This window comes from Prevotella marseillensis (assembly GCF_900625065.1).
Taxonomy (GTDB): domain Bacteria; phylum Bacteroidota; class Bacteroidia; order Bacteroidales; family Bacteroidaceae; genus Prevotella; species Prevotella rara.
Genome location: NZ_UYXY01000001.1, coordinates 1,350,057 through 1,370,961 on the forward strand (window position 1 = coordinate 1,350,057; position 20,905 = coordinate 1,370,961).

At 36.2% G+C, this 20,905-nt stretch carries 16 protein-coding genes and 1 other RNA gene; 8 read left to right on the plus strand and 9 right to left on the minus strand.

Annotated features, from left to right (window positions below):
• Positions 1–376 precede the first annotated feature (376 nt).
• From EJL04_RS05670 to EJL04_RS05680, 3 genes are read left to right on the plus strand one after another with little or no spacing between them, the layout of a single operon-like run.
• Positions 377–1,549 (plus strand): IS4 family transposase, encoded by a 1,173-nt coding sequence (locus tag EJL04_RS05670; RefSeq protein ID WP_125104007.1) that lies wholly within the window; start codon positions 377–379, stop codon positions 1,547–1,549.
• A gap of 54 nt (positions 1,550–1,603) precedes the next feature.
• On the plus strand, positions 1,604–3,343 hold the full coding sequence (locus EJL04_RS05675; protein WP_125104338.1) for an ArnT family glycosyltransferase: 1,740 nt from the start codon (positions 1,604–1,606) through the stop codon (positions 3,341–3,343).
• Positions 3,344–3,364: 21 nt separating this feature from the next.
• Positions 3,365–4,312 carry a glycosyltransferase family 2 protein gene (locus tag EJL04_RS05680; RefSeq protein WP_021854557.1) on the plus strand — a complete coding sequence of 316 codons (948 nt, stop codon included), beginning with the start codon at positions 3,365–3,367 and terminating at the stop codon, positions 4,310–4,312.
• A gap of 81 nt (positions 4,313–4,393) precedes the next feature.
• Here the strand turns inward: EJL04_RS05680 and EJL04_RS05685 are convergent, their stop codons facing one another.
• Positions 4,394–6,037 (minus strand): glycoside hydrolase family 43 protein, encoded by a 1,644-nt coding sequence (locus tag EJL04_RS05685; protein ID WP_125104339.1) that lies wholly within the window; start codon positions 6,035–6,037, stop codon positions 4,394–4,396.
• Between the two features lie 43 nt (positions 6,038–6,080).
• Positions 6,081–7,175, minus strand: a complete 1,095-nt coding sequence (locus EJL04_RS05690) for an ATP-grasp domain-containing protein (protein ID WP_125104340.1) — start codon at positions 7,173–7,175, stop codon at positions 6,081–6,083.
• 118 nt (positions 7,176–7,293) lie between these two features.
• On the opposite strand from EJL04_RS05690, the gene EJL04_RS05695 reads away from it, so the two are divergent.
• Together EJL04_RS05695 and nifJ are read left to right on the plus strand one after the other, a co-directional pair.
• Positions 7,294–8,481: an ATP-binding protein gene (locus EJL04_RS05695; RefSeq protein ID WP_021854560.1), complete on the plus strand. Its 1,188-nt coding sequence runs from the start codon at positions 7,294–7,296 to the stop codon at positions 8,479–8,481.
• Positions 8,482–8,550: 69 nt separating this feature from the next.
• Positions 8,551–12,123 carry a pyruvate:ferredoxin (flavodoxin) oxidoreductase gene (gene nifJ, locus EJL04_RS05700; RefSeq protein ID WP_125104341.1) on the plus strand — a complete coding sequence of 1,191 codons (3,573 nt, stop codon included), beginning with the start codon at positions 8,551–8,553 and terminating at the stop codon, positions 12,121–12,123.
• Positions 12,124–12,803: 680 nt separating this feature from the next.
• Here nifJ and EJL04_RS05705 read toward each other — a convergent pair.
• The 6 genes from EJL04_RS05705 to EJL04_RS05730 all read right to left on the minus strand — a co-directional run bounded on the left by EJL04_RS05705 (position 12,804) and on the right by EJL04_RS05730 (position 17,389).
• Positions 12,804–13,076 (minus strand): PqqD family protein, encoded by a 273-nt coding sequence (locus EJL04_RS05705; RefSeq protein ID WP_053399125.1) that lies wholly within the window; start codon positions 13,074–13,076, stop codon positions 12,804–12,806.
• 6 nt (positions 13,077–13,082) lie between these two features.
• Positions 13,083–13,571 carry a S24/S26 family peptidase gene (locus EJL04_RS05710; protein ID WP_021854564.1) on the minus strand — a complete coding sequence of 163 codons (489 nt, stop codon included), beginning with the start codon at positions 13,569–13,571 and terminating at the stop codon, positions 13,083–13,085.
• Positions 13,538–14,473, minus strand: coding sequence for a hypothetical protein (locus EJL04_RS05715; protein ID WP_125104342.1), 936 nt, complete (start codon positions 14,471–14,473; stop codon positions 13,538–13,540). The genes EJL04_RS05710 and EJL04_RS05715 overlap by 34 nt, the downstream gene beginning before the upstream one ends.
• Positions 14,474–14,500: 27 nt before the next feature.
• Positions 14,501–14,908, minus strand: a complete 408-nt coding sequence (locus EJL04_RS05720; RefSeq protein WP_125104343.1) for a hypothetical protein — start codon at positions 14,906–14,908, stop codon at positions 14,501–14,503.
• Positions 14,905–15,768 (minus strand): sigma-70 family RNA polymerase sigma factor, encoded by an 864-nt coding sequence (locus tag EJL04_RS05725; protein WP_021854567.1) that lies wholly within the window; start codon positions 15,766–15,768, stop codon positions 14,905–14,907. Before EJL04_RS05725 ends, EJL04_RS05720 begins: the two co-directional genes overlap by 4 nt.
• A 175-nt stretch (positions 15,769–15,943) precedes the next feature.
• Positions 15,944–17,389, minus strand: a complete 1,446-nt coding sequence (locus EJL04_RS05730) for a Do family serine endopeptidase (protein ID WP_021854568.1) — start codon at positions 17,387–17,389, stop codon at positions 15,944–15,946.
• A 274-nt stretch (positions 17,390–17,663) separates the two neighbouring features.
• Here EJL04_RS05730 and rnpB point away from each other — a divergent pair.
• From rnpB to EJL04_RS05745, 3 genes are all read left to right on the plus strand, one after another.
• Positions 17,664–18,035: RNase P RNA component class A (gene rnpB / locus EJL04_RS05735), an RNA gene on the plus strand.
• 26 nt (positions 18,036–18,061) lie between these two features.
• Positions 18,062–19,381, plus strand: a complete 1,320-nt coding sequence (locus EJL04_RS05740; RefSeq protein WP_053399121.1) for a YihY/virulence factor BrkB family protein — start codon at positions 18,062–18,064, stop codon at positions 19,379–19,381.
• A 266-nt stretch (positions 19,382–19,647) separates the two neighbouring features.
• The gene (locus EJL04_RS05745) at positions 19,648–20,040 is read left to right on the plus strand and encodes a YkvA family protein (RefSeq protein WP_125104344.1); all 393 of its coding nucleotides are present in this window, start codon (positions 19,648–19,650) and stop codon (positions 20,038–20,040) included.
• A 115-nt stretch (positions 20,041–20,155) separates the two neighbouring features.
• On the opposite strand, the gene EJL04_RS05750 is transcribed toward EJL04_RS05745, so the two are convergent.
• Positions 20,156–20,890 carry a DUF4738 domain-containing protein gene (locus EJL04_RS05750; RefSeq protein WP_162207750.1) on the minus strand — a complete coding sequence of 245 codons (735 nt, stop codon included), beginning with the start codon at positions 20,888–20,890 and terminating at the stop codon, positions 20,156–20,158.
• Positions 20,891–20,905: the final 15 nt, after the last annotated feature.

The following is a 20,905-nucleotide window of genomic DNA, read 5'->3' on the forward strand; positions in this document are numbered from 1 at the left end:
GACATAGCAAAATCCTGAGCAACTTTTTGTTGCTCAGGTACTTATAAAATAAGTTAAACTAAAATGCTGCGGAATTTAGGTATATATTATTTTAGCACTGCCGACAAAGGTATTTTATATTGCATAGAAAAAATTAGGAATAAATATCGCTTTAAATAAGTTTTATTTTTAATTTTGCAATTCAATATTATGCTAGGGCTTGCAATTATGCTTCACACGATAATATGTGAGGCATATTTTAATATATTGCTCCATTATTGTCCACTAAAAATCGCAAATAGTTCTTTGAAATAATTGAATTACAGTTTATTAGAAGAGATTTTCTTGCGCAACGATTTGAAATCATAACTTTGCAGCCTTTTATGTTAGGCTGTATATGAATAAAGACAAATACGTTTTCGCCCAAATGGTTGAGTTTTTAGACAACTACAAGTTTCTCCGTATCGTAAAGAAGTATGATGGCAACAAGTATGTTAAGCATTTTACTTGCTGGAATCAACTTCTTACTTTGATGTTCGGACAATTGTGCAATCGTGAAAGTCTTCGTGATCTGATTGTTGCACTGAATGCACATCAAGAGAAATGCTACCATCTTGGAGTTGGGAAACATGTCACCCGAAGCAACCTTGCAAAAGCAAATGAGAACCGGGACTACCGTATCTTTGAGGACTTCGCATTCCACATGATAAGCGAAGCCAGAAAGAAAAGAGTAAATGACATATTCAAACTAAACGGAAATGTATATGCCTTCGATTCTACCACAATTGACTTGTGTCTGAAATTGTTCCCTTGGGCTAACTTTCGTACATATAAGGGAGGTATCAAAATCCACACTTTATATGATGTCGAAACTCAAGTTCCTGCCTTTATCCATATAACCGAAGCAAAGATAAACGATGTCAGGGCTATGGACGTAATAACTTATGAATCTGGCTCATTCTATGTTTTCGACCGTGCATATAACGATTATCATCGTCTCTACAAGATACATATGATGGATTCGTTCTTTGTTGTACGGGCTAAGACAAACATAAAGGCAAGAGTACTCAAATGGAAACGACGTTTACCCAAGAATATATTGTCAGACTGTGAGATTGAACTTACCGGTTTCTATACCCAAAAATCATATCCTGAAACGATTCGTTTGGTGAGGTTTTGGGATGAAGAAGACGAACGGGAGTTCGTTTATCTGACAAATGCAAAACATATTCCAGCCTTACAGGTTGCGGAACTTTACAAGAATCGTTGGCAAGTGGAACTGTTCTTTAAATGGCTCAAGCAGCACCTGAAAATAAAGAAATTTTGGGGTACTTCCGAGAACGCTGTAAAGATACAAGTCTACTCAGCAATCATTGCCTACTGTCTTGTGGCTATCATGCAACATGATATGAAACTTAACAGATCGACATACGAGGTTCTACAAATTCTTGGCATTTCTCTTACGGACAAGACTCCATTAAGAAATCTATTCAGCAAAACTAAATTCAATGATGTCAAAGAACAAAGCGGTCTTGATGGACCAAATTTATTTAGTAATTATAATTTTTAATTCGTCCTCTAATTTTTAGTGGACACTAGTGATATTGCTCATAAAATCAGAAATATGAATAAACAGGAAAAAAAATTATTATTAATTCTAATGGTGATATGCGTGATATCACTTATCTCATTCATCGGTTTGTCATTATTTAATACTCGTGGCGAACCGCGTGAGGCTATAGTATCATTGTCTATGCTAAAATACGGCAACTGGATATTACCAATAAACAACGGAATAGACATTGCATATAAACCGCCATTGCTACACTGGTTTATAGCGTTATTATCATATATTTACGGAGAAGTTACTACGTTCACCGCACGTATGCCTTCAGCCCTATCATTAATAGCAATGATTGCTGCAGGATATGTATTCTTTGCCAAGCGCAAAGATGCAACAACTGCTTTCATCGCCGGCATAATTACACTCACCTGCTTTGAAGTACATAGAGCAGGAACATCATGCCGTGTTGACATGCTGCTGAGTTCGCTTATAGTTATCGCCCTATATCAGTTGCACAAATGGGGCGAAAAAGGAATGAAAGGTTTTCCGCTATGGGGTGTATTAGCAATGAGTGGTGCCTTCCTGACCAAAGGGCCTATTGGCATATTATTACCATGCCTTGTGGAGTTTGTATATCTACTTATACGTGGAACAAAGCCCGCAAAACTTATTTTTACTTTCATATTGATTGGTCTATCTGCATGTATACTTCCATCTTTATGGTACATTGCTGCATATAGGCAAGGCGGAGACAAATTTTTAGAATTAGTTTATGAAGAAAATGTCCTACGCTTTCTTGGCAAGATGTCATATTCTTCACACGAGAAACCTGCATATTATAATTTAATAACAGTAATTGCCGGATATGTCCCCTACACTCTTCTTGTAATTATATCGCTTTTTGCTATTAAATATAAGTCGTTTGATTTTGGAATAAACCAATGGTGGAAAAAACTTCGCAATCGAATTACAACAATGGATTCAGCACATTTATTTTCACTATTGAGCATAGTTATTATTTTCGTATTCTATTGCATTCCAAAAAGCAAACGTAGCGTTTACCTTTTACCGATATATCCGTTCATTGCCTTTTTCTTAGCAGAATATATAATATACCTATCCCATAAACATAAAATTGTCTTAAAGGTTTTTGGAAATATCATGGCAGGAATATCAATTCTGCTAGTGATTTGTTTTTTTGCTGTAAGAATCAACATTATACCTGAAAGCATTTTTTCAGGCAAACATGCAGTAGAAAACATAAATATGATGAGAGACTTGGCCACTACAGAATTGAATTTTATGTCTATAATAATATTGGCAATCCCTATCATAGCTTCTATTATATTTTGGCGTATTAAGAATCAGAGCCCTTACAAATTAGTGTTATCCACATTAGGAATTGTTTGGGGAATCTTCATTTCTCTAGACGGATTCTATCAACCTGTAATACTTAGTTCTAAGTCAGACTACAATGTTGCCATGCAAATAAAAAAGATTGTACCAAGTGGCAGAATATATTCATATAGAACAGACATTGTTGTTGGAGACCGTATGCACCCGTTCACAATAAACTTTTATCTTGGCGACCGTGTTGTGCCGTTTGACTGTTTCAACCCTTCATATGGCTACCTTATTGCAGGAAATGATGACATTGAAACTTTCAAAAAAACATACCCCAATTATAGAGTAGAAGAAATTCGTGATTTTAAACATCGCAGCTGTGATGATAAAAAATGGTTGCACTTTTATAAATTCTACAACAACGGAACAAATAAACAGAATTACAAATCAATATAACAATAAAAATAAACCTGAACAATGAACCTTTTAATAGTTGTACCATGCTATAATGAAGAGGAAATGCTGCCGGAAACCACTAAACAATTAACTGCAGTAATAGATAAAATGGTGCATGACAGAAGCATCAGCACCGGCAGAATCTTGTATATTGATGATGGAAGCAAAGACAACACATGGAAACTGATAGAAAAATATGCCTCAGAAAGCAACAAAGTATGCGGTTTAAAACTATCTCGAAATTCAGGACACCAATTCGCCCTTACTGCAGGACTTGAATGGGCTTCTGAAAATGCGGATGCAGCAATATCAATTGATGCAGACCTGCAAGATGACGTCAATGCAATATATGACATGGTCAAATGTTTTAATGATGGTAAAGACATCGTTTACGGAGTAAGACGTGAACGCAAGACAGACACGTTTTTCAAACGCAATACAGCACTTTTATTTTACAAGCTCATGAATAAGTTAGGCGGTAGGATAATCTATAACCATGCAGACTTCAGACTGATGAGCCGTAGGGCCCTTAAATCATTAATGGATTATCCCGAGCGTAATCTGTTTTTACGTGGAATGGTCGCTTCATTAGGATATCCGTCAGATACAGTTTATTATGACAGAAAAGAAAGAATGGCTGGTGTATCTAAATATCCATTAAAGAAAATGATCAGCTTTGCCCTAGACGGAATAACATCCTTCTCAATAAAACCTTTACACTATATTACTTACCTTGGTGTTGTATTCATATTGATTTCTATAGCCGTAATTATATATGCACTGATATCATATTTCGACAGAGATGCAATTCAAGGTTGGACATCTCTTCTTATATCTGTATGGTTCATTGGCGGATGTATACTTATCGCATGCGGGGTCATTGGTGAATATGTTGGAAAAATCTACATTGAGACAAAAAGAAGACCATTATATTTTATAGAAAAGACCGCAGGCATTTCGAATAAATAAAAGCATAGCTATCATATAAAGACTCCCCAGATTTAAATGTTTAAATCTGGGGAGTCTTTATATGATAAGTAACAAGATTTATTATTTTGTAACATGGAACCAATCAGCCTCTAACCATCCTCTATTAGCCTTACCAGCAGGTTCTGCTGCTACAAAACCAATTTTAGCTCCAATCCATTTGCCTTCACGCATCTTGAAACTTTCGCCTACTTTCTTATATTTTTTTCCGTCTAAGCTATATGCAAAATTACAGATGCCCTCATTAACCATCATACGGAGATAAATATCTTCGTGAATGGCTGGTTGATAATCAATCTTATCAACTTCAGTAGGCTTAAGCTTGGCAATGATATTAACTTTTTCCGGCTTTCCTTTATCAGCTTTTAAGCAAGTTATCTGCTGAAGTTCAAATTCATCCCCAACTCTTTTTACAACAATAGCAGAATAATCGAGTCCCATCATAATCAGACCTCCAAACTGGTTCTGATCTTTAGCAGTTACACGTACTTTAGCTGTTGCTGTAAATTTATCAGCAGGAGTTTTCTGAAGCAGCAAATTCGGCACTTCCCATAAGTTCACGAAGTTCTCGCTTAACTTATGATTATAGACTCTAAAAGTACCAAATGAAGTAGGCATACCAAAGAACTGATTATAATTTGCATGCCACTGCCATTGTTTACCCAAGAGAGGCTGATTAAACTCATCGCTTTCAACAGGATTTTGAATAGGCCAAGCTTTAGATGTTTTTGGCTTACGGTAAGTTTTAACAGGATCACCGCAATAATCACCATCTTTATCTATTCCCATAACAGGCCAATTATCTCTCCATTCAACCGGCTGCAAATGCACTACACGTCCATAACAGCCCTTATCTTGAAAATGCAAAAACCAATCTTCACCAAATGCAGTATGAACCCACGCTCCTTGATGAGGGCCATTGACATCACTCTTTCCTTGGGCTAATACTTTTTTGCACTCATAAGGACCAAATGGACTCTTAGATCTCATAGCAAGCTGGAATCCTGTAGGAACTCCACCTGCTGGGCACATAATCCAATACCACCCATCCCTCTTATAAAACTTTGGACCTTCACAAGTTCGGTTCTCCGTTCCATTACCATCAAAAACAATAACAGGATCACCGATAGCCTTTGTTCCATCAGCAGATAATTCACGCACTACTATTACAGATGCGAAACGTGATCTACTATTTGCATAAGCACTTACAAGATAGCATCGTCCGTCCTCATCCCATAGTGGTGTACTGTCAATATTGCCAGGTCCCGGAATAACGCAAACAGGCTTCTCCCACTCTCCGGCAGGATTCTTTGTCTTTACCATGAACACGCCATAATCAGGATCACCCCAGTAAATATAAAATTCTCCATTATGATACCTGATACTAGGAGCCCATACGCCATTACCGTGAGAAGGCATATTGTAAACGCTTGCCGGCTCAATATCCTTCAAAGCATGTCCTATTATTTCCCAATTAACCAAATCCTTTGAATGAAGTATTGGCAAACCTGGAGTACAGTTGAAAGAACTTGCAGTAAGATAATAATCTTCACCTACGGCGCATACATCAGGATCGCTATAATCCGCATTGATAACAGGGTTTGTATAAGTGCCGTCGCCATTATCAGGACACCAAACCTCAGAACGGTATTGTCCATATGAAGCTAATGGAACAAAAAGCAATGACAAAAAGAATGTTTTTTTCATGTGTTCAAGTAAATTAATTTTATATTAATAATTAAACGATATCCTATATGACTTTCACAAAACTTTTTCCTATTGAATCAAAACGCAATAAATAATTTACATCGTGCACAATATGCATAAATTCTACAGATGTGTCATTAGTTTTTCTTACTGAATTTGCCACATGCCCCATTGTACGACGCAAATTAATCTCAATACAAGGATTCAACAAAAAGCCGTTGGCACCACCAGAAACAATCATCATGTCAACACCAAACGGACCTTGATATGAACCTGAAAGATATGATGAAAAAACTTTTATAATATTTTCTCTGATACGTGTCAGCATTTCCTCCGACACATATTTTGAGAGTAATTCCATTTTATATGATTCCGATGCTATGACATTACCCATATATGACACACCATCTGTATTAAACAAAGATAAGCCACAATAACTAATATGCCCATCACCATGAGAATAAAACTCCATGGCAAAATCTTTCACCTTATTATAATACGGCTCAACACAAAGTCCTCCTTGGCGATTTATAATGTTTTTAATCCATCCTAATTTAGAAGGGCAGACTTCCTTTTCTGAAAGATATTTAACGCCACGTCCACTACTACTCCACGGCGCTTTAACAACGACTTGTCCATATTTTTCAACCAAGTTAAAAATATCTTCAGGATGAGTAACATAAAAACTTTCACCACACGTCATATCCTCTATACCTGCTCTAATCAATTTCAATAAAGCGGATGTATGACTGCGATTTGAAAAATATTTTACATCAGTCAGAATGCGATCATCAACAACATCACACAAATCTTTTCCGTTAATTATTATCCCTGACTTAGAAAGCATTGTACGTAGGCTTAAGTCCCATCCCCATGGGTCTATAGAAGAAAAATCCGCGGCTTTCAAATCATCAATAGTAACAAAAACGACATCAGCATGACACCTGTGGGTCTTAGCTAAAGCTTTAAGTGCATAAGGAACATCATCAACAAGAACGCAATCACCATCATTTGCCCATAGTGCAGGAATATATCCCAAGTTCATTTTGAACTCTTGAATTGCGTGCGGCAGGGTTATGCTTTCTGTCCCATATGCTAAAGCAATGTCATGCTCTGGATTAAAAATATGTAACTTCACAAAAAACAATTATTGATTTTGGTGCAAAAATAATAAAAAAAAATGAGTTTTTGCAATGTATGGTTTGCAATTATAGAATAAAATATTATCTTTGCAAAAGAAAACAAATTAAAAAAGAATGGAAGCTTTCTTTCGTACCCATACTTATTTGGTAGAACACACAAACGCCCCCGTTCGCCGCATGCTGATGGACGAGATAAACTGGGACGAGAGGATGATTGGCATAAAAGGTACAAGAGGTGTTGGCAAAACTACTTTTCTTTTACAATATGCAAAAGAAAACTTCGCACCTAATGACCGTAAATGTCTTTATGTCAACATGAACAACTTCTATTTTCAAGGAAGAGGCATTGCAGACTTTGCCGGTGAGTTTTACAAAAATGGTGGAAACGTACTGCTAATTGACCAAATCTTCAAAGAACCAAATTGGAGTAAAGAGCTACGTCTCTGCTACGAAAAGTATCCACAACTAAAAATTATATTTACAGGTAGCAGCGTTATGCACCTAAAAGAAGAAAATCCTGAGCTTAATGGTATTGTAAAAAGCTACAACCTTAGGGGCTTTTCTTTAAGAGAATATATAAATCTTGTTGCAGGAACAAACTTTAGGCCGTATACATTAGATGAAGTATTACGCGACCATGAACATATAACTCGCCACATCTTACCTGAAGTTTCACCTGGGAAATATTTAAAGGAGTATCTTCATCATGGATTCTATCCATTTTTTCTTGAGCACAGAAATTTCTCCGAGAATTTGCTCAAGACAATGAATATGATGACAGAAGTTGATATACTACTGATTAAGCAGATTGAGCTCAAATATCTCACAAAGATAAAAAAACTATTTTATCAGCTTGCCGTTGACGGTCCCAAGGCACCAAACATAAGCCAACTGGCAATTGATATAGAGACAAGCAGAGCTACGGTTATGAACTACATAAAGTACCTAGCGGAAGCACGGTTGATTAACATAATATATCCTGTCGGTCAGGAATTTCCCAAAAAGCCAGGAAAGATAATGATGCATAACCCAAACCTTATTTACGCAATATATCCTATTAGAGTAGAGGAACAAGATGTTATGGAAACATTCTTTGTTAACTCTATGTGGAAAGATCACAAGATAAATCAGAGCAATAAAGATAACTGTTACACAGTAGACGAAAATAAGGAGTTCAGAATCTGTGACGCTACAGGAAATGCAAAAATCAGAATGAATCCAGACACTATTTATGCCCGCTACAACACAGAAATCGGCAAAGGGAATCAGATACCATTATGGCTATTGGGATTTCTATATTAAAAGAAGAAATATTTTATTATATAATTAAGAAGGTATATAGATACACTAACATTTAATATTTTATTAAAAATGGCTAAAGAAAAAAAGTTTATCACTTGTGATGGTAACGAAGCTGCTGCTCACATAAGCTATATGTTTAGCGAAGTTGCAGCAATTTATCCTATCACACCATCTTCACCGATGGCAGAACACGTTGACGAATGGGCTGCAAAAGGCCGTAAAAACCTTTTCGGACAGACTGTTTCTGTACAGGAAATGCAGTCTGAAGGTGGAGCTGCCGGAGCCGTTCATGGTTCACTTCAGGCAGGCGCCCTCACTACAACATTCACAGCGTCTCAGGGCTTGCTGCTCATGATTCCTAACATGTACAAAATTGCCGGAGAACTTCTGCCATGCGTTTTTGACGTATCTGCACGTTCATTGGCATCAAATTCATTGTGTATCTTTGGTGATCATCAAGACGTTATGGCTTGTCGCCAGACTGGTTTCGCAATGTTCTGCGAGGGATCTGTACAGGAAGTTATGGACCTTACAGCCGTAGCTCACCTGGCATCACTTAAAACATGCGTACCATTCCTTAACTTCTTCGATGGTTTCCGCACATCTCACGAGTATCACAAGATAGAACTTCTTGAGCAGGAAGATATCGCTCCGCTGCTTGACATGGAAGACGTTAAACGTTTCCGCGACCGTGCGCTTACACCTGAGCGTCCTGTAACACGTGGTACAGCAGAGAATCCTGAAACATTCTTCACACACCGTGAATCTTGCAACAGCTATTATGACAAAGTACCTGAAGTTGTTGAGCATTACCTCGGTGAAATCAGCAAGATTACAGGTCGTGAATACCACCTCTTCTCATATTATGGTGCAGACGATGCTGACAGAATCATAATCCTTATGGGTTCTGCAACAGAGGCAGCACGCGAAGCAATCGACCACCTCAATGCAAATGGCGAGAAAGTTGGTATGATTTCTGTTCATCTCTATCGTCCATTCTCTGTTAAACACCTGCTCGCTTCTGTACCTAAGACGGTTAAACGTATTGCAGTTCTTGACAGAACAAAAGAACCAGGAGCTGAAGGCGAACCTCTGTATCTTGATGTTAAGAGCGCTTACTATGATGTTGAAGACAGACCTCTCATCGTTGGCGGACGTTATGGACTAGGTTCTAACGATACAACTCCTGCTACAATCATATCAGTATTCAACAATCTGAAACTTAACGAACCTAAGAATCATTTTACAGTAGGTATTGTTGATGATGTTACATTCACATCACTTCCTCAGGTTGAAGAAATGGCTCTTGGCGGCGAAGGAATGTTCGAGGCTAAATTCTTTGGTTTAGGTGCAGACGGTACTGTTGGTGCAAACAAGAACTCAGTTAAGATTATTGGTGATAATACCAACAAACACTGTCAGGCATACTTCTCTTATGACTCAAAGAAATCAGGAGGTTTCACATGTTCACACCTGCGTTTCGGTGATTCACCAATCCGTAGCACATATCTCGTAAATACACCTAACTTCGTAGCATGCCACGTTCAGGCTTACTTACATATGTACGATGTTACACGTGGTTTGCAGAAGAACGGTACATTCTTGCTGAACACAATATTTGATGGCGAAGAGCTTGTAAACTTCATACCTAATAAGGTTAAACGCTATTTCGCTCAGAACAATATTACAGTTTACTATATTAATGCAACTAAGATTGCACAAGAAATTGGCTTGGGCAACCGTACAAACACTATTCTTCAGAGTGCATTCTTCCGTATAACAGGTGTTATTCCTGTTGACTTGGCCGTTGAGCAGATGAAGAAATTCATCGTTAAGTCTTACGGAAAGAAGGGACAGGATGTTGTTGACAAGAACTATGCTGCAGTTGATCGCGGTGGCGAATACAAACAGCTTACAGTTGATGCAGCATGGGCAAATCTTGAAGACGATGCTACAGTAGAAGACAACGCTCCTGCATTCGTAAAAGAACTTGTTCGTCCTATCAACGCTCAGGCTGGAGACTTGCTGAAAGTTTCAGACTTCATCAACCATGACACTGTTGACGGTACATGGCAGAATGGCACATCAGCTTATGAAAAGCGCGGTGTTGAAGCCTTCGTTCCTGTATGGAATTCTGAAAACTGTATCCAGTGTAACAAGTGTGCATATGTTTGTCCTCACGCTGCAATCCGTCCGTTTGTTCTGACAGACGAAGAGCTTAAGGGCTTTGACGACACAACTCTCGAGATGAAGGCTCCTGCAGCAATGAAGGGTATGCACTTCGTTATAAAGGCAAGTGTTATGGATTGTCTTGGATGTGGTAACTGTGCTGATGTTTGTCCTGGAAATCCGAAGAAGGGTAAGGCTCTTACAATGGTTCCATTCGCAGGAAATGATGTTGAGGCTGCTCGTTGGGATTATCTGGTTAACAAAGTTTCAAGCAAACAGGATCTTGTAGACATCAAGTCAAACGTTAAGAACTCTCAGTTTGCTAAACCTCTGTTTGAGTTCTCTGGAGCTTGCTCTGGTTGCGGTGAGACACCTTACGTTAAACTGATTTCTCAGCTCTTCGGTGACCGTGAAATGATTGCTAACGCAACAGGTTGTTCTTCTATCTATTCTGCATCTATACCTTCTACTCCTTATTGCAAGAATGAAAAGGGACAGGGTCCTGCATTCGACAACTCTCTGTTCGAGGACTTCTGCGAGTTCGGTATGGGTATGGTACTTGGTAACAAGAAGATGAAAGAGCGTGTAACAGTTCTTCTGAACGAAGCTATTTCAAAAGAGGATACTCCTGCTGAATTCAAGGCAGCAGCTCAGGATTGGATTGGTGCTCAGGATGATGCTGAAGCTTCTAAAGCTGCAGCTGCTAAGCTAAAACCGATGATTGCAGCTGGCGCAGAATCTGGATGTGAAATCTGCAAGGAACTTAAGACTCTTGATCACTATCTCGTTAAGCGCAGCCAGTGGATTATCGGTGGTGATGGTGCATCTTACGATATTGGCTACGGCGGTCTTGATCATGTTATCGCAAGTGGTGAAGATGTTAACATCCTCGTCCTTGACACAGAGGTTTACTCTAACACTGGTGGTCAGTCTTCTAAGTCAACTCCTCTTGGTGCTATCGCCCAGTTTGCTGCCCAGGGTAAGAGAATCCGCAAGAAGGATCTCGGTCTTATGGCAACAACATATGGCTATGTTTACGTTGCACAGATTGCAATGGGCGCAGATCAGGCTCAGTGCTTGAAGGCTATCCGTGAGGCTGAAGCTTATCCTGGTCCGTCACTCATCATTGCTTACGCTCCTTGTATTAATCATGGTCTTAAGGCTAAAGGTGGTATGGGCAAGAGCCAGGCAGAAGAGGCTAAAGCTGTTGAATGTGGCTACTGGCACTTGTGGAGATACAATCCTGAACTTGCAGAAGAAGGTAAGAATCCGTTCTCACTCGACTCTAAAGAACCCGATTGGAGCAAATTCCACGACTTCCTGCTCGGTGAGGTTCGTTACCTCTCTGTAAAGAAGGCATATCCAAATGAGGCTGAAGAACTCTTCGCTGAAGCAGAGCGTATGGCTAAACTCCGTTATAACAGCTACATCCGTAAATCTAAGGAAGACTGGAGTAATGGTGAAGAGGCTTAATAAGCTAAATTATAATATTTAGGTGATTTTAAACGTTTATAAATCACCTGAATATCAGATCATAAGGCTGTCCCTTTAAATCGGGACAGCCTTTTTATATTAAGAAATCTAGGATTATATATAATTATTATAGAGCCTCCCCTATATTAACAAGCCATACTTAATCACACCCACAAATTATTTTCCTGCAACGATAAAATCTTAATTAATTATCAATTAATAAAAAGTCTGGTGAGAACTTTATTGTATAATGGATAAAAGTCTATGATTTTTGAATAAAAAACAAGTCATTTATATCGTAAAAACAACAGAGTTTTCACCAAGAAATCAATTACTTATAATATAAAACCTAATTGGCAAGTTTTATAAAAACAAGCTATAATACGAAGCAAAAGCAGATATATATAACATTTAGCCTCTAAAATATTACAATTTTAAAGGTATCATTAAAAAATTAAATGAATAAAAATTTCTAGATAACATCTATAATTTCTTTTTTCAAATAAATTTCATCATTGAATGAAAATCGGGCAACATTTTTCTAAACTATAAATAGAGTTATCATTATAAAAAAATCAGCAGGATTATTTTTAATTCTCCATGCTGATTTCTAAGTTAGAGTCAAATCTATAGGTTGAATGAAATCCTTCTTTTAAAATATTTTATCCTATCAGATAACTTTATTCTTCAACAATACCTGCCTTCATCCATTCTGACATTATCTTTTTTGAATCAGCAAATGCTATTTCAGTTGTCACTTGATATTTTTCTGTCAAAAGATCTGTCAACGTATTCTCGTCGAAAAAATTCAATGAGGATATCTCATTCCACAAATATGCAGAAGATTCATTCATACTTATTATATTTGTGAAATCCACATTATCAATTCCTTCTGCAACAATCACATGTTCACCACATACATTGCGTAGTTTAAAACCCTTTTTTGCTTTCATATTAAACTATAATTTTACCGGAAAAATTCTTAACCATAATTTTCTATAACCATATAGCAAGTATCTTCTAATTGGAAATAATTTATTCCAAATAAATGAATACAACTGCCATTTTATACCATCTGTCCGCTCCAGAGCACTACGCCCTTTTCTGTAAAAGCCTACAGCACAGCCTTTAATATCATTAATTCGACATAATTCGGTCTGTATGTTTCCATCTCCTCTCAATAGGATAAAATTTTCATCCATTTTAATTACCCGATGCAATACATATTGTCCTTTATTAATTTCTGCCAACACAACATCATCTATTTTAATGCTATCAGACTTTTTTAATAACGCTTTATCTCTTTTATCCTCTAAAAAAGGCCTCATACTGAAACCTTTTAATCTTATTGTAACAGTACGTCCCTCATCCAACAGTCTTATAATTTCTGGGATGAGATATTTATTCTGGATTTCTATATCTTTTTGTTCAAGATCTTTTCGTGACATAAAAGTGCTGCATTTCTATCAGGAAGACAATATAACGTATAAATATCCATTTTACTTATAATTTGTATTATATTACTACAAATTGAATCATATACCAATGTATCCCATTTCATTGTGGAACAGCAAGGCAATATCGACGCAAAAGCCTCTGTTGGTCTTAATTTCTTAATATGGTTGCAGTCCCCTCGCTCAATCCGAACTAAAGCTCTTAGCTTTGTTTTAATATTTCGATAACATGGTGTCTTTCCACTCCAAGGGCTACCATACAAATATGGAACATCATTAATTATACGGATAATCGGATTATCATCATTTAATAATTCAGAATTAAATATGTGTTTAATCCACAAACCGGTATGCGTACTTTTACCTGTTCCACTCTTTGCTATAAAGGCAATTCCGTCATCACCATATTTTATTGCAGATGCATGTATAAGCAACGCTCCTTTTGAACTGCCGGCAAATGCATAAATCATCATTAAAGCATTATTAAGGCCAAAACGTCGCATACTTGCGTCTCCATTTAAGACGCAATGACATTCAGTAAAAGTTTTATCTGTAAGCAATTCACAGCATACATTATTACATATATCATTAACAGAAAATAGATATTCTCCATTTTCTAATTTATCTACTATGACACAACCATTTCCTGTGTCAAATGAGCCTATATGGTTCTTGCATATACCGATTTCAGGTAATACAGAAACGACATACAGACAGAACAAAAAATTACCATCTGAATCATTCGATATGCTGAAATCATTCAAAGATGGTAACAAATCAATATTATTCTTACTGATATCCTCAAAAAGAATTTTTACAATAAAATCTGCGATATTAAAATAATATGCATGTGATGCAACATTTAAGTCTATATTTTCAGTTCTTACATTGTCCATCAACAATACGATATTATATGTTTTTATTTATTCAGGTTTTACATTAGTAAAATGAAAATCATCACTAGAAATATACTTTATATTAATATTTCCATTCTTTACATATTTATTCTTTATTTTTTGATACTTTTTATCAATATCTTTACGCTTCAATGCATAGCTGACAATACATGTACGATGAGGTATATTTTTCTGTTCAAAATAATTCTTCAACTGATAAGAGTAATCGCTTCTATTTAACAAAAAATCACTTTTATCATCTATCCATGCACTATCCAATTCCTGAATATCGGTAAAATATACTATTGAATCATTAAAAGATGCTGCAACTCCAAAAACATATGCCTTGGGCACACATTTATTTTTTGCAGAAACAGTTATACTTAAAGCTATAACAGAAAAAATAATACAAATAAAATATTTCAAACTTCTCATTGTCCTAAATATGATTTTAGTAATTTATTTTTAGTATTGTGACGCAATCGTCTTATTGCTTTTTCTTTAATCTGCCTAACTCGCTCACGTGTCAGACCATACTTGTCTCCTATCTCCTCTAATGTCATCTCTGGCTGATTTATGCCAAAAAAGGCTTCTATAATATTGCGTTCACGCTCATTAAGAGTCTGCAATGCACGATTTATTTCCTCACGTAACGACTCCAACACAAGAGTCTTATCTGCCATTGGTGAATCATTATTCGGCAAAACATCCAACAAACTATTATCTTCACCTTCAGCGAATGGAGCATCAACAGACACATGCCTGCTGTTAACCTTCATTGCTTCTTCAATTTTATCATGTGGAATGTCTACCTTGTCTGCAATTTCATCAATACTGGGCCTACGTTCATTCTCTTGTTCAAACTTATTTAATGCCCGATTTATTTTATTTACAGACCCCACCTGATTTAGTGGAAGCCGCACAATTCTGCTTTGCTCCGCTATCGCCTGAAGAATACTTTGGCGTATCCACCATACAGCATATGAAATAAACTTAAAGCCTCTCGTTTCATCAAATTTCTCAGCAGCCTTAATCAATCCGACATTTCCTTCATTAATCAGATCCGGCAAACTCAATCCTTGATTCTGATATTGCTTCGCTACCGAAACGACAAAACGCAAATTTGCTTTTGTCAATTTTTCCAAAGCCTTTCGGTCACCTTTTTTTATACGCTGAGCCAACTCTACTTCTTCTTCTACACTTATTAATTCTTCGTGTCCTATCTCCTGAAGATATTTGTCCAGAGAGTCACTCTCTCTATTGGTTATCGATTTTGTGATTTTTAGTTGTCTCATGTAGCATATAAATTTAAGTATTTGCAAATTTAATAACTTTCTTATTAAATGCAAAGAAAATATTGTGAAATATACAAAATATTTTCACATAAAAATAAGTAGAAGTTATAATTGGTAATTTTATCAACAATAAAATTGTCCCAAAATAACTTCTACTTAATTTAATCTACATCAACTATTTTGATATCGGAACAGCAAAATATGACTTCTTTCCTGTAGGATAAACACCCTGGATATAAAGAACAGGATCCTTACTTACAGATGCTTCTTTTACAGCCTTCTGAAGATCGTCGATTGTCTTCATCGTAACATCATTTACCTTTTGAATTATAAAGCCTTTATTGATGCCTGCTTCTTTAAATGCGCCATCGTTCACTTTCATAACCATCAAACCATAGCTAATATTGAGCTGTTTCTTTTCTGACTCATTTATTTCACGGAAGTTACCGCCAAGAACATCAAGATCTGCATTCTTGATAACCTTAGTGTTTCCTTGCTCATTCTTAAGTGTCACTGCTGCAGTCTTTTGACGTTTATTGTGCAGGAAAGTAATTGTCACCTTTTCACCCGGACGCTTATTTGCAAGATACTCCTGCAACTCAGCCATCTTCTTAATCTTTTTACCGTCAACAGCAGTAATAACATCGCCCTCTTCTATTCCAGCCTCAAATCCTGCACCATCTTCAGAAACTTTAGATACATAGATACCTTCCATTGTACCTAAATCTATTTCTTTACCATTTTCTTTCTGCTGATCAACATACTTGTTGACATCAGCACCTTCTATTCCCAGAACGGCACGTTGCACGGTTCCATAAGTCTTTAAGTCTGCAACAATTTTATTCATTATAGTTGTCGGTATTGCAAATCCATATCCACTATAACTTCCTGTTTGCGAATAAAGCATGGCGTTTATACCTATAAGTTCGCCCTTTACATTAACCAATGCACCGCCTGAATTTCCGGCATTAATTGCAGCGTCTGTCTGTATAAACGACTCTATGTCGTTTGCTCCTAAAGACCTGGCTTTAGCACTTATAATACCAGCTGTTACAGTAGAACTTAAATTAAAAGGATTACCGACAGCCAGCACCCATTCACCTACTTTCAACTTATCACTATCTCCAATAGGCAAAGTAGGAAGATTTTTTCCGTCAATCTTTATTAAGGCCAAGTCGGTCTTTTTATCCGTACCGATAATTCGTGCCGAAAACTCTCTATTATCATCTAACGTAACAGTTAATTCGTCGGCTCCATCTACAACATGATTGTTTGTTACGATATATCCATCTGAAGAAATTATAACACCCGAACCCGCACCTTCACGCTTTGGTGTCTGAATCTTTCTTTTCTGAGAGCCCCTGTTTCCCGGATTACCAAAAAAGCCAAAAGGATCAAAGAAATCTCCGAAAGGATCGTCCTGCACATCAACAGTCTGAATTTTGCTGTTTTGTAGATATTTAATATGAACGACAGCAGGTAGAGCTTTTTCTGCTGCATATGTCAGGTCTACAGGTTGACCGGGCAAATTATTTGCATAAGCATTTGTAAAAGCTCCTGTTGAGAATGACATTGCTATTAAGCAAATAGCATAAGCGAAATAATTTGATAATTTTTTCATCTCATTTATTTTTTATTTAAACTTAAAATATCAATTTCTTTTCATGCAAATTTAGACGCAAAATTTGTTAATACCACGTTTTCTCTTATATATTTGTCCTCTTTTAACACTAAAAATAATACTATTAACGGCTCTTAGTGAGAAGTGCACATAATTTTACATTCGTTTAAATGTGCAATTGGCTTATAATTCATGACAATACATTACAATAAAATGTAAAATTATGATTTTATATTTCAAATTACATGATTTTTATGTATCTTTGCAGTCGAATACAGTGTTCCGGCTCTGTCGCTTGTAAGTTCAATCTTATAAGAGGAAAGTCCGGGCAGCATAGGATGCTCCACTTCTGAAAATAGGAGCTGTTGGCGACAGCAGGAGATGCAGAAGAAAACAACCGCCATAAAGGCAAGGGTGAGAAGGTGGTGTAAGAGACCACCAGCTGGCAAGTGATTGACAGGCTGTGCTATCTGGAGGCTGCAAGTTCATGTAAACCATCGTCTGAGGGTTATCCGTCCGAAATATCACGATGGAGGGTAGAATGCTCGAATTATGGGGTAACTCATAATCTAGATAAATGACAGGCACTTTAATATGCTATACGCATTTTAAAGGACAAAACCCGGCTTATAGGGACACTGTTTTCTTTTTATCTAACCACAAAATAATATTATGAAAAAATTGATAAATAACATTTTATCTTTTTTTACTGTTACTATTTGGCGTGTAAAACGTCAAGACGTCTCACCTCTAAAATACTTCTGCTACGAAATAATAAAAAAATTATTCCTGGCAATAGAAAGTGCAACAACTAAACGAATGACAGATTCGGCTTCTGCACTTACATATTCAACATTGCTGGCAATAGTACCCATATTGGCAGTTGTTTTTGCAATCGCCAGAGGCTTTGGTTATAATAAATATATTGAGTCTTGGTTTAGAGACGTTTTATCAAGCCAGCCACAAGCAGCAGAAGTTATTATCGGATTTGTAAATTCATATCTTGTTCATACAAAAAGCGGTATATTTCTCGGAATTGGACTTCTTTTTATGTTATGGACCGTTATAATGCTTATATATAATATAGAACAGAATTTCAATAGAATTTGGCAAGTAAAAAAGCCAAGAAGTTTATTCCGTACAATAACGGACTATATGGCAATGTTTCTTCTTGTACCAATAATAATAGTTGTCACATCAGGTATTTCCATATTCGTGGCAACAATTGCAGACCAGATGGAAAATTATGCGTTGCTGGCGCCAATGATTCGCCTTATCATCGATGTGATGCCATACATTCTCATGATTGCCGTATTCATTGCACTTTATGTATTTATGCCAAATACTAAAGTAAAATTAAAATGTGCGATTATGCCAGGAATATTAGCGGGGTCAGCAATGCAAGGTCTTCAACTATTTTACATACACTCTCAGATATGGGTAAGCAGCTATAATGCAATTTACGGTTCATTTGCAGCATTACCTCTTTTTATGCTGTGGGTTCAGATATCATGGATAATATGTTTATTTGGAGCCGAACTATGCTATACAAATCAAAACTTAGAAGAATTTGCCTTTAAGGCACAAACTGAAGATATAAGCCATCGTTACAAACTGATGATGTGTGTAATCCTAGCCAGCTGTATATGTAAAAGATTCGAAGAAGGCAGAAAACCATATACAGCATTAGATCTTAAATTAATTACAGGTATACCCATTCGAATTACAAATGATTTATTATATGAACTTGTCAAAATAAATATCCTGACAGAAATATCAACAGACGATAAAGGTGATTACAACTTCTATCAACCAGCGGAATCTACGTCACGACTGAGCGTAGGTCTATTAATAGACCGTTTGGAATCATACGGCAAATGGAAACTTGAATTAGATTTTCACAAATTTAAATCAGAAAGATGGAAAAAGATTCTAATGGCACGTTCCACATATCTTGAGAATCAGCGTAATATACTTTTAAAGGATTTATAAGCGTTGGGATGTCAACAAGAAAATACAACAAGACATTTTCATTAGAACCTTATACATAAAAGCCATACATCCAATAATACCTGTATCAACCTAATCACATGTTTTCAAAATACGAATTGTATCTTTAAACCTCAAATTCATTTGTGTTATTTTATGTTATTTTAGGATGTCAATAATATTATTCATTCCCAAATATATTGGATAAAATAAAAATTATTACTAATTTTGTCATGGTATATTTTATTATAAATTAAAATCAAATAGAAATGAATTTACCTGATTTCATGTCATATTCCAATAAATTCACGAATGGTGACTTTATTGAAAAAATCTCGAGAATAGCAAAACGTGCGGGAGCAAAATTGGTTTACGCTTCTTTAATATTGTATTACACTTTGCAAAGCGATAAGGTTTCCGTTAAGGATAAAGCTATTATTATCGGTGCTTTAGGATATCTTATAAGCCCACTCGACGTGATACCTGATGCAATACCAATTGCGGGATTAGGTGATGACTTGGCCGTTTTAATTTACGTACTTAACAAGGTATGGGGAGACGTATCAGAAGATATTAAGGAAAAAGCAAAAAGCAAACTAAGTAAATGGTTTGATGAAGACGAAATAAAAGAAATTGACAACCTTTTTGATGAAACAAAATAAGACAAAATTGAGGGCGATTTGTTAATCGCCCTCAATTTTGTTTCACTCATATCATTATTTTCAATAATGTCAGCACTATTTAAATCCCCCCCCGATGCACTAAATATTAAACAAATTATTGTGCAACTGACATACTTATTTTACCCTTATACGTAATAGCCAGCTTAACAATAAAACAACTAGGACTATCAGGAATTGCCAACTGCGTCTGATAATGAAAACCTGATTTATCCAGATAATCCAATTTTATATCGCTCAAAACACATTGGCTAAGCATATTCTTTGGGACGCAAGATGCAAAATCATCTTTTCTGAAATCTTTAGAAAATAATTTTGAACTACCTGAGAATATACTAATATGAATAATATTATCATAATAAATGTTCTCAATTTCAAGTCCTTCATCATTATAAAATGTGCGATAAACTTTATATGTAGTAGGATTTATCTGAACATAACAATGATAATTCTTATCAGAAAAACTAACCACGGAATCTCGTTTAATGACTTTATTTTGGTTTAAGACGATTGGAGAATGCTGCACAAATTGCATAGCATCATTAGGATCGTCACTTTTAACCAACTTAACTATATCACCATTTTGATTCTTAAACTCAAATATATTTGGACTTTGTTTTACTATAGGATACTTTGAAATATTATTACCATAAAAAATCATCGTATCAGCAATAATCTTAAACATTACCGGCTGACTCATTGAATCAGGATAGTACACAGTATCACCTTTTATACGAAATGTAACATTTTCCCCATCTGCATCCAACCAAATTCCTTCCAACATAGATTTTGCCTTCAGGTTTTCAGCTACAGGCTTTTCACGTTTATCCAAGTTATTACAACTTCC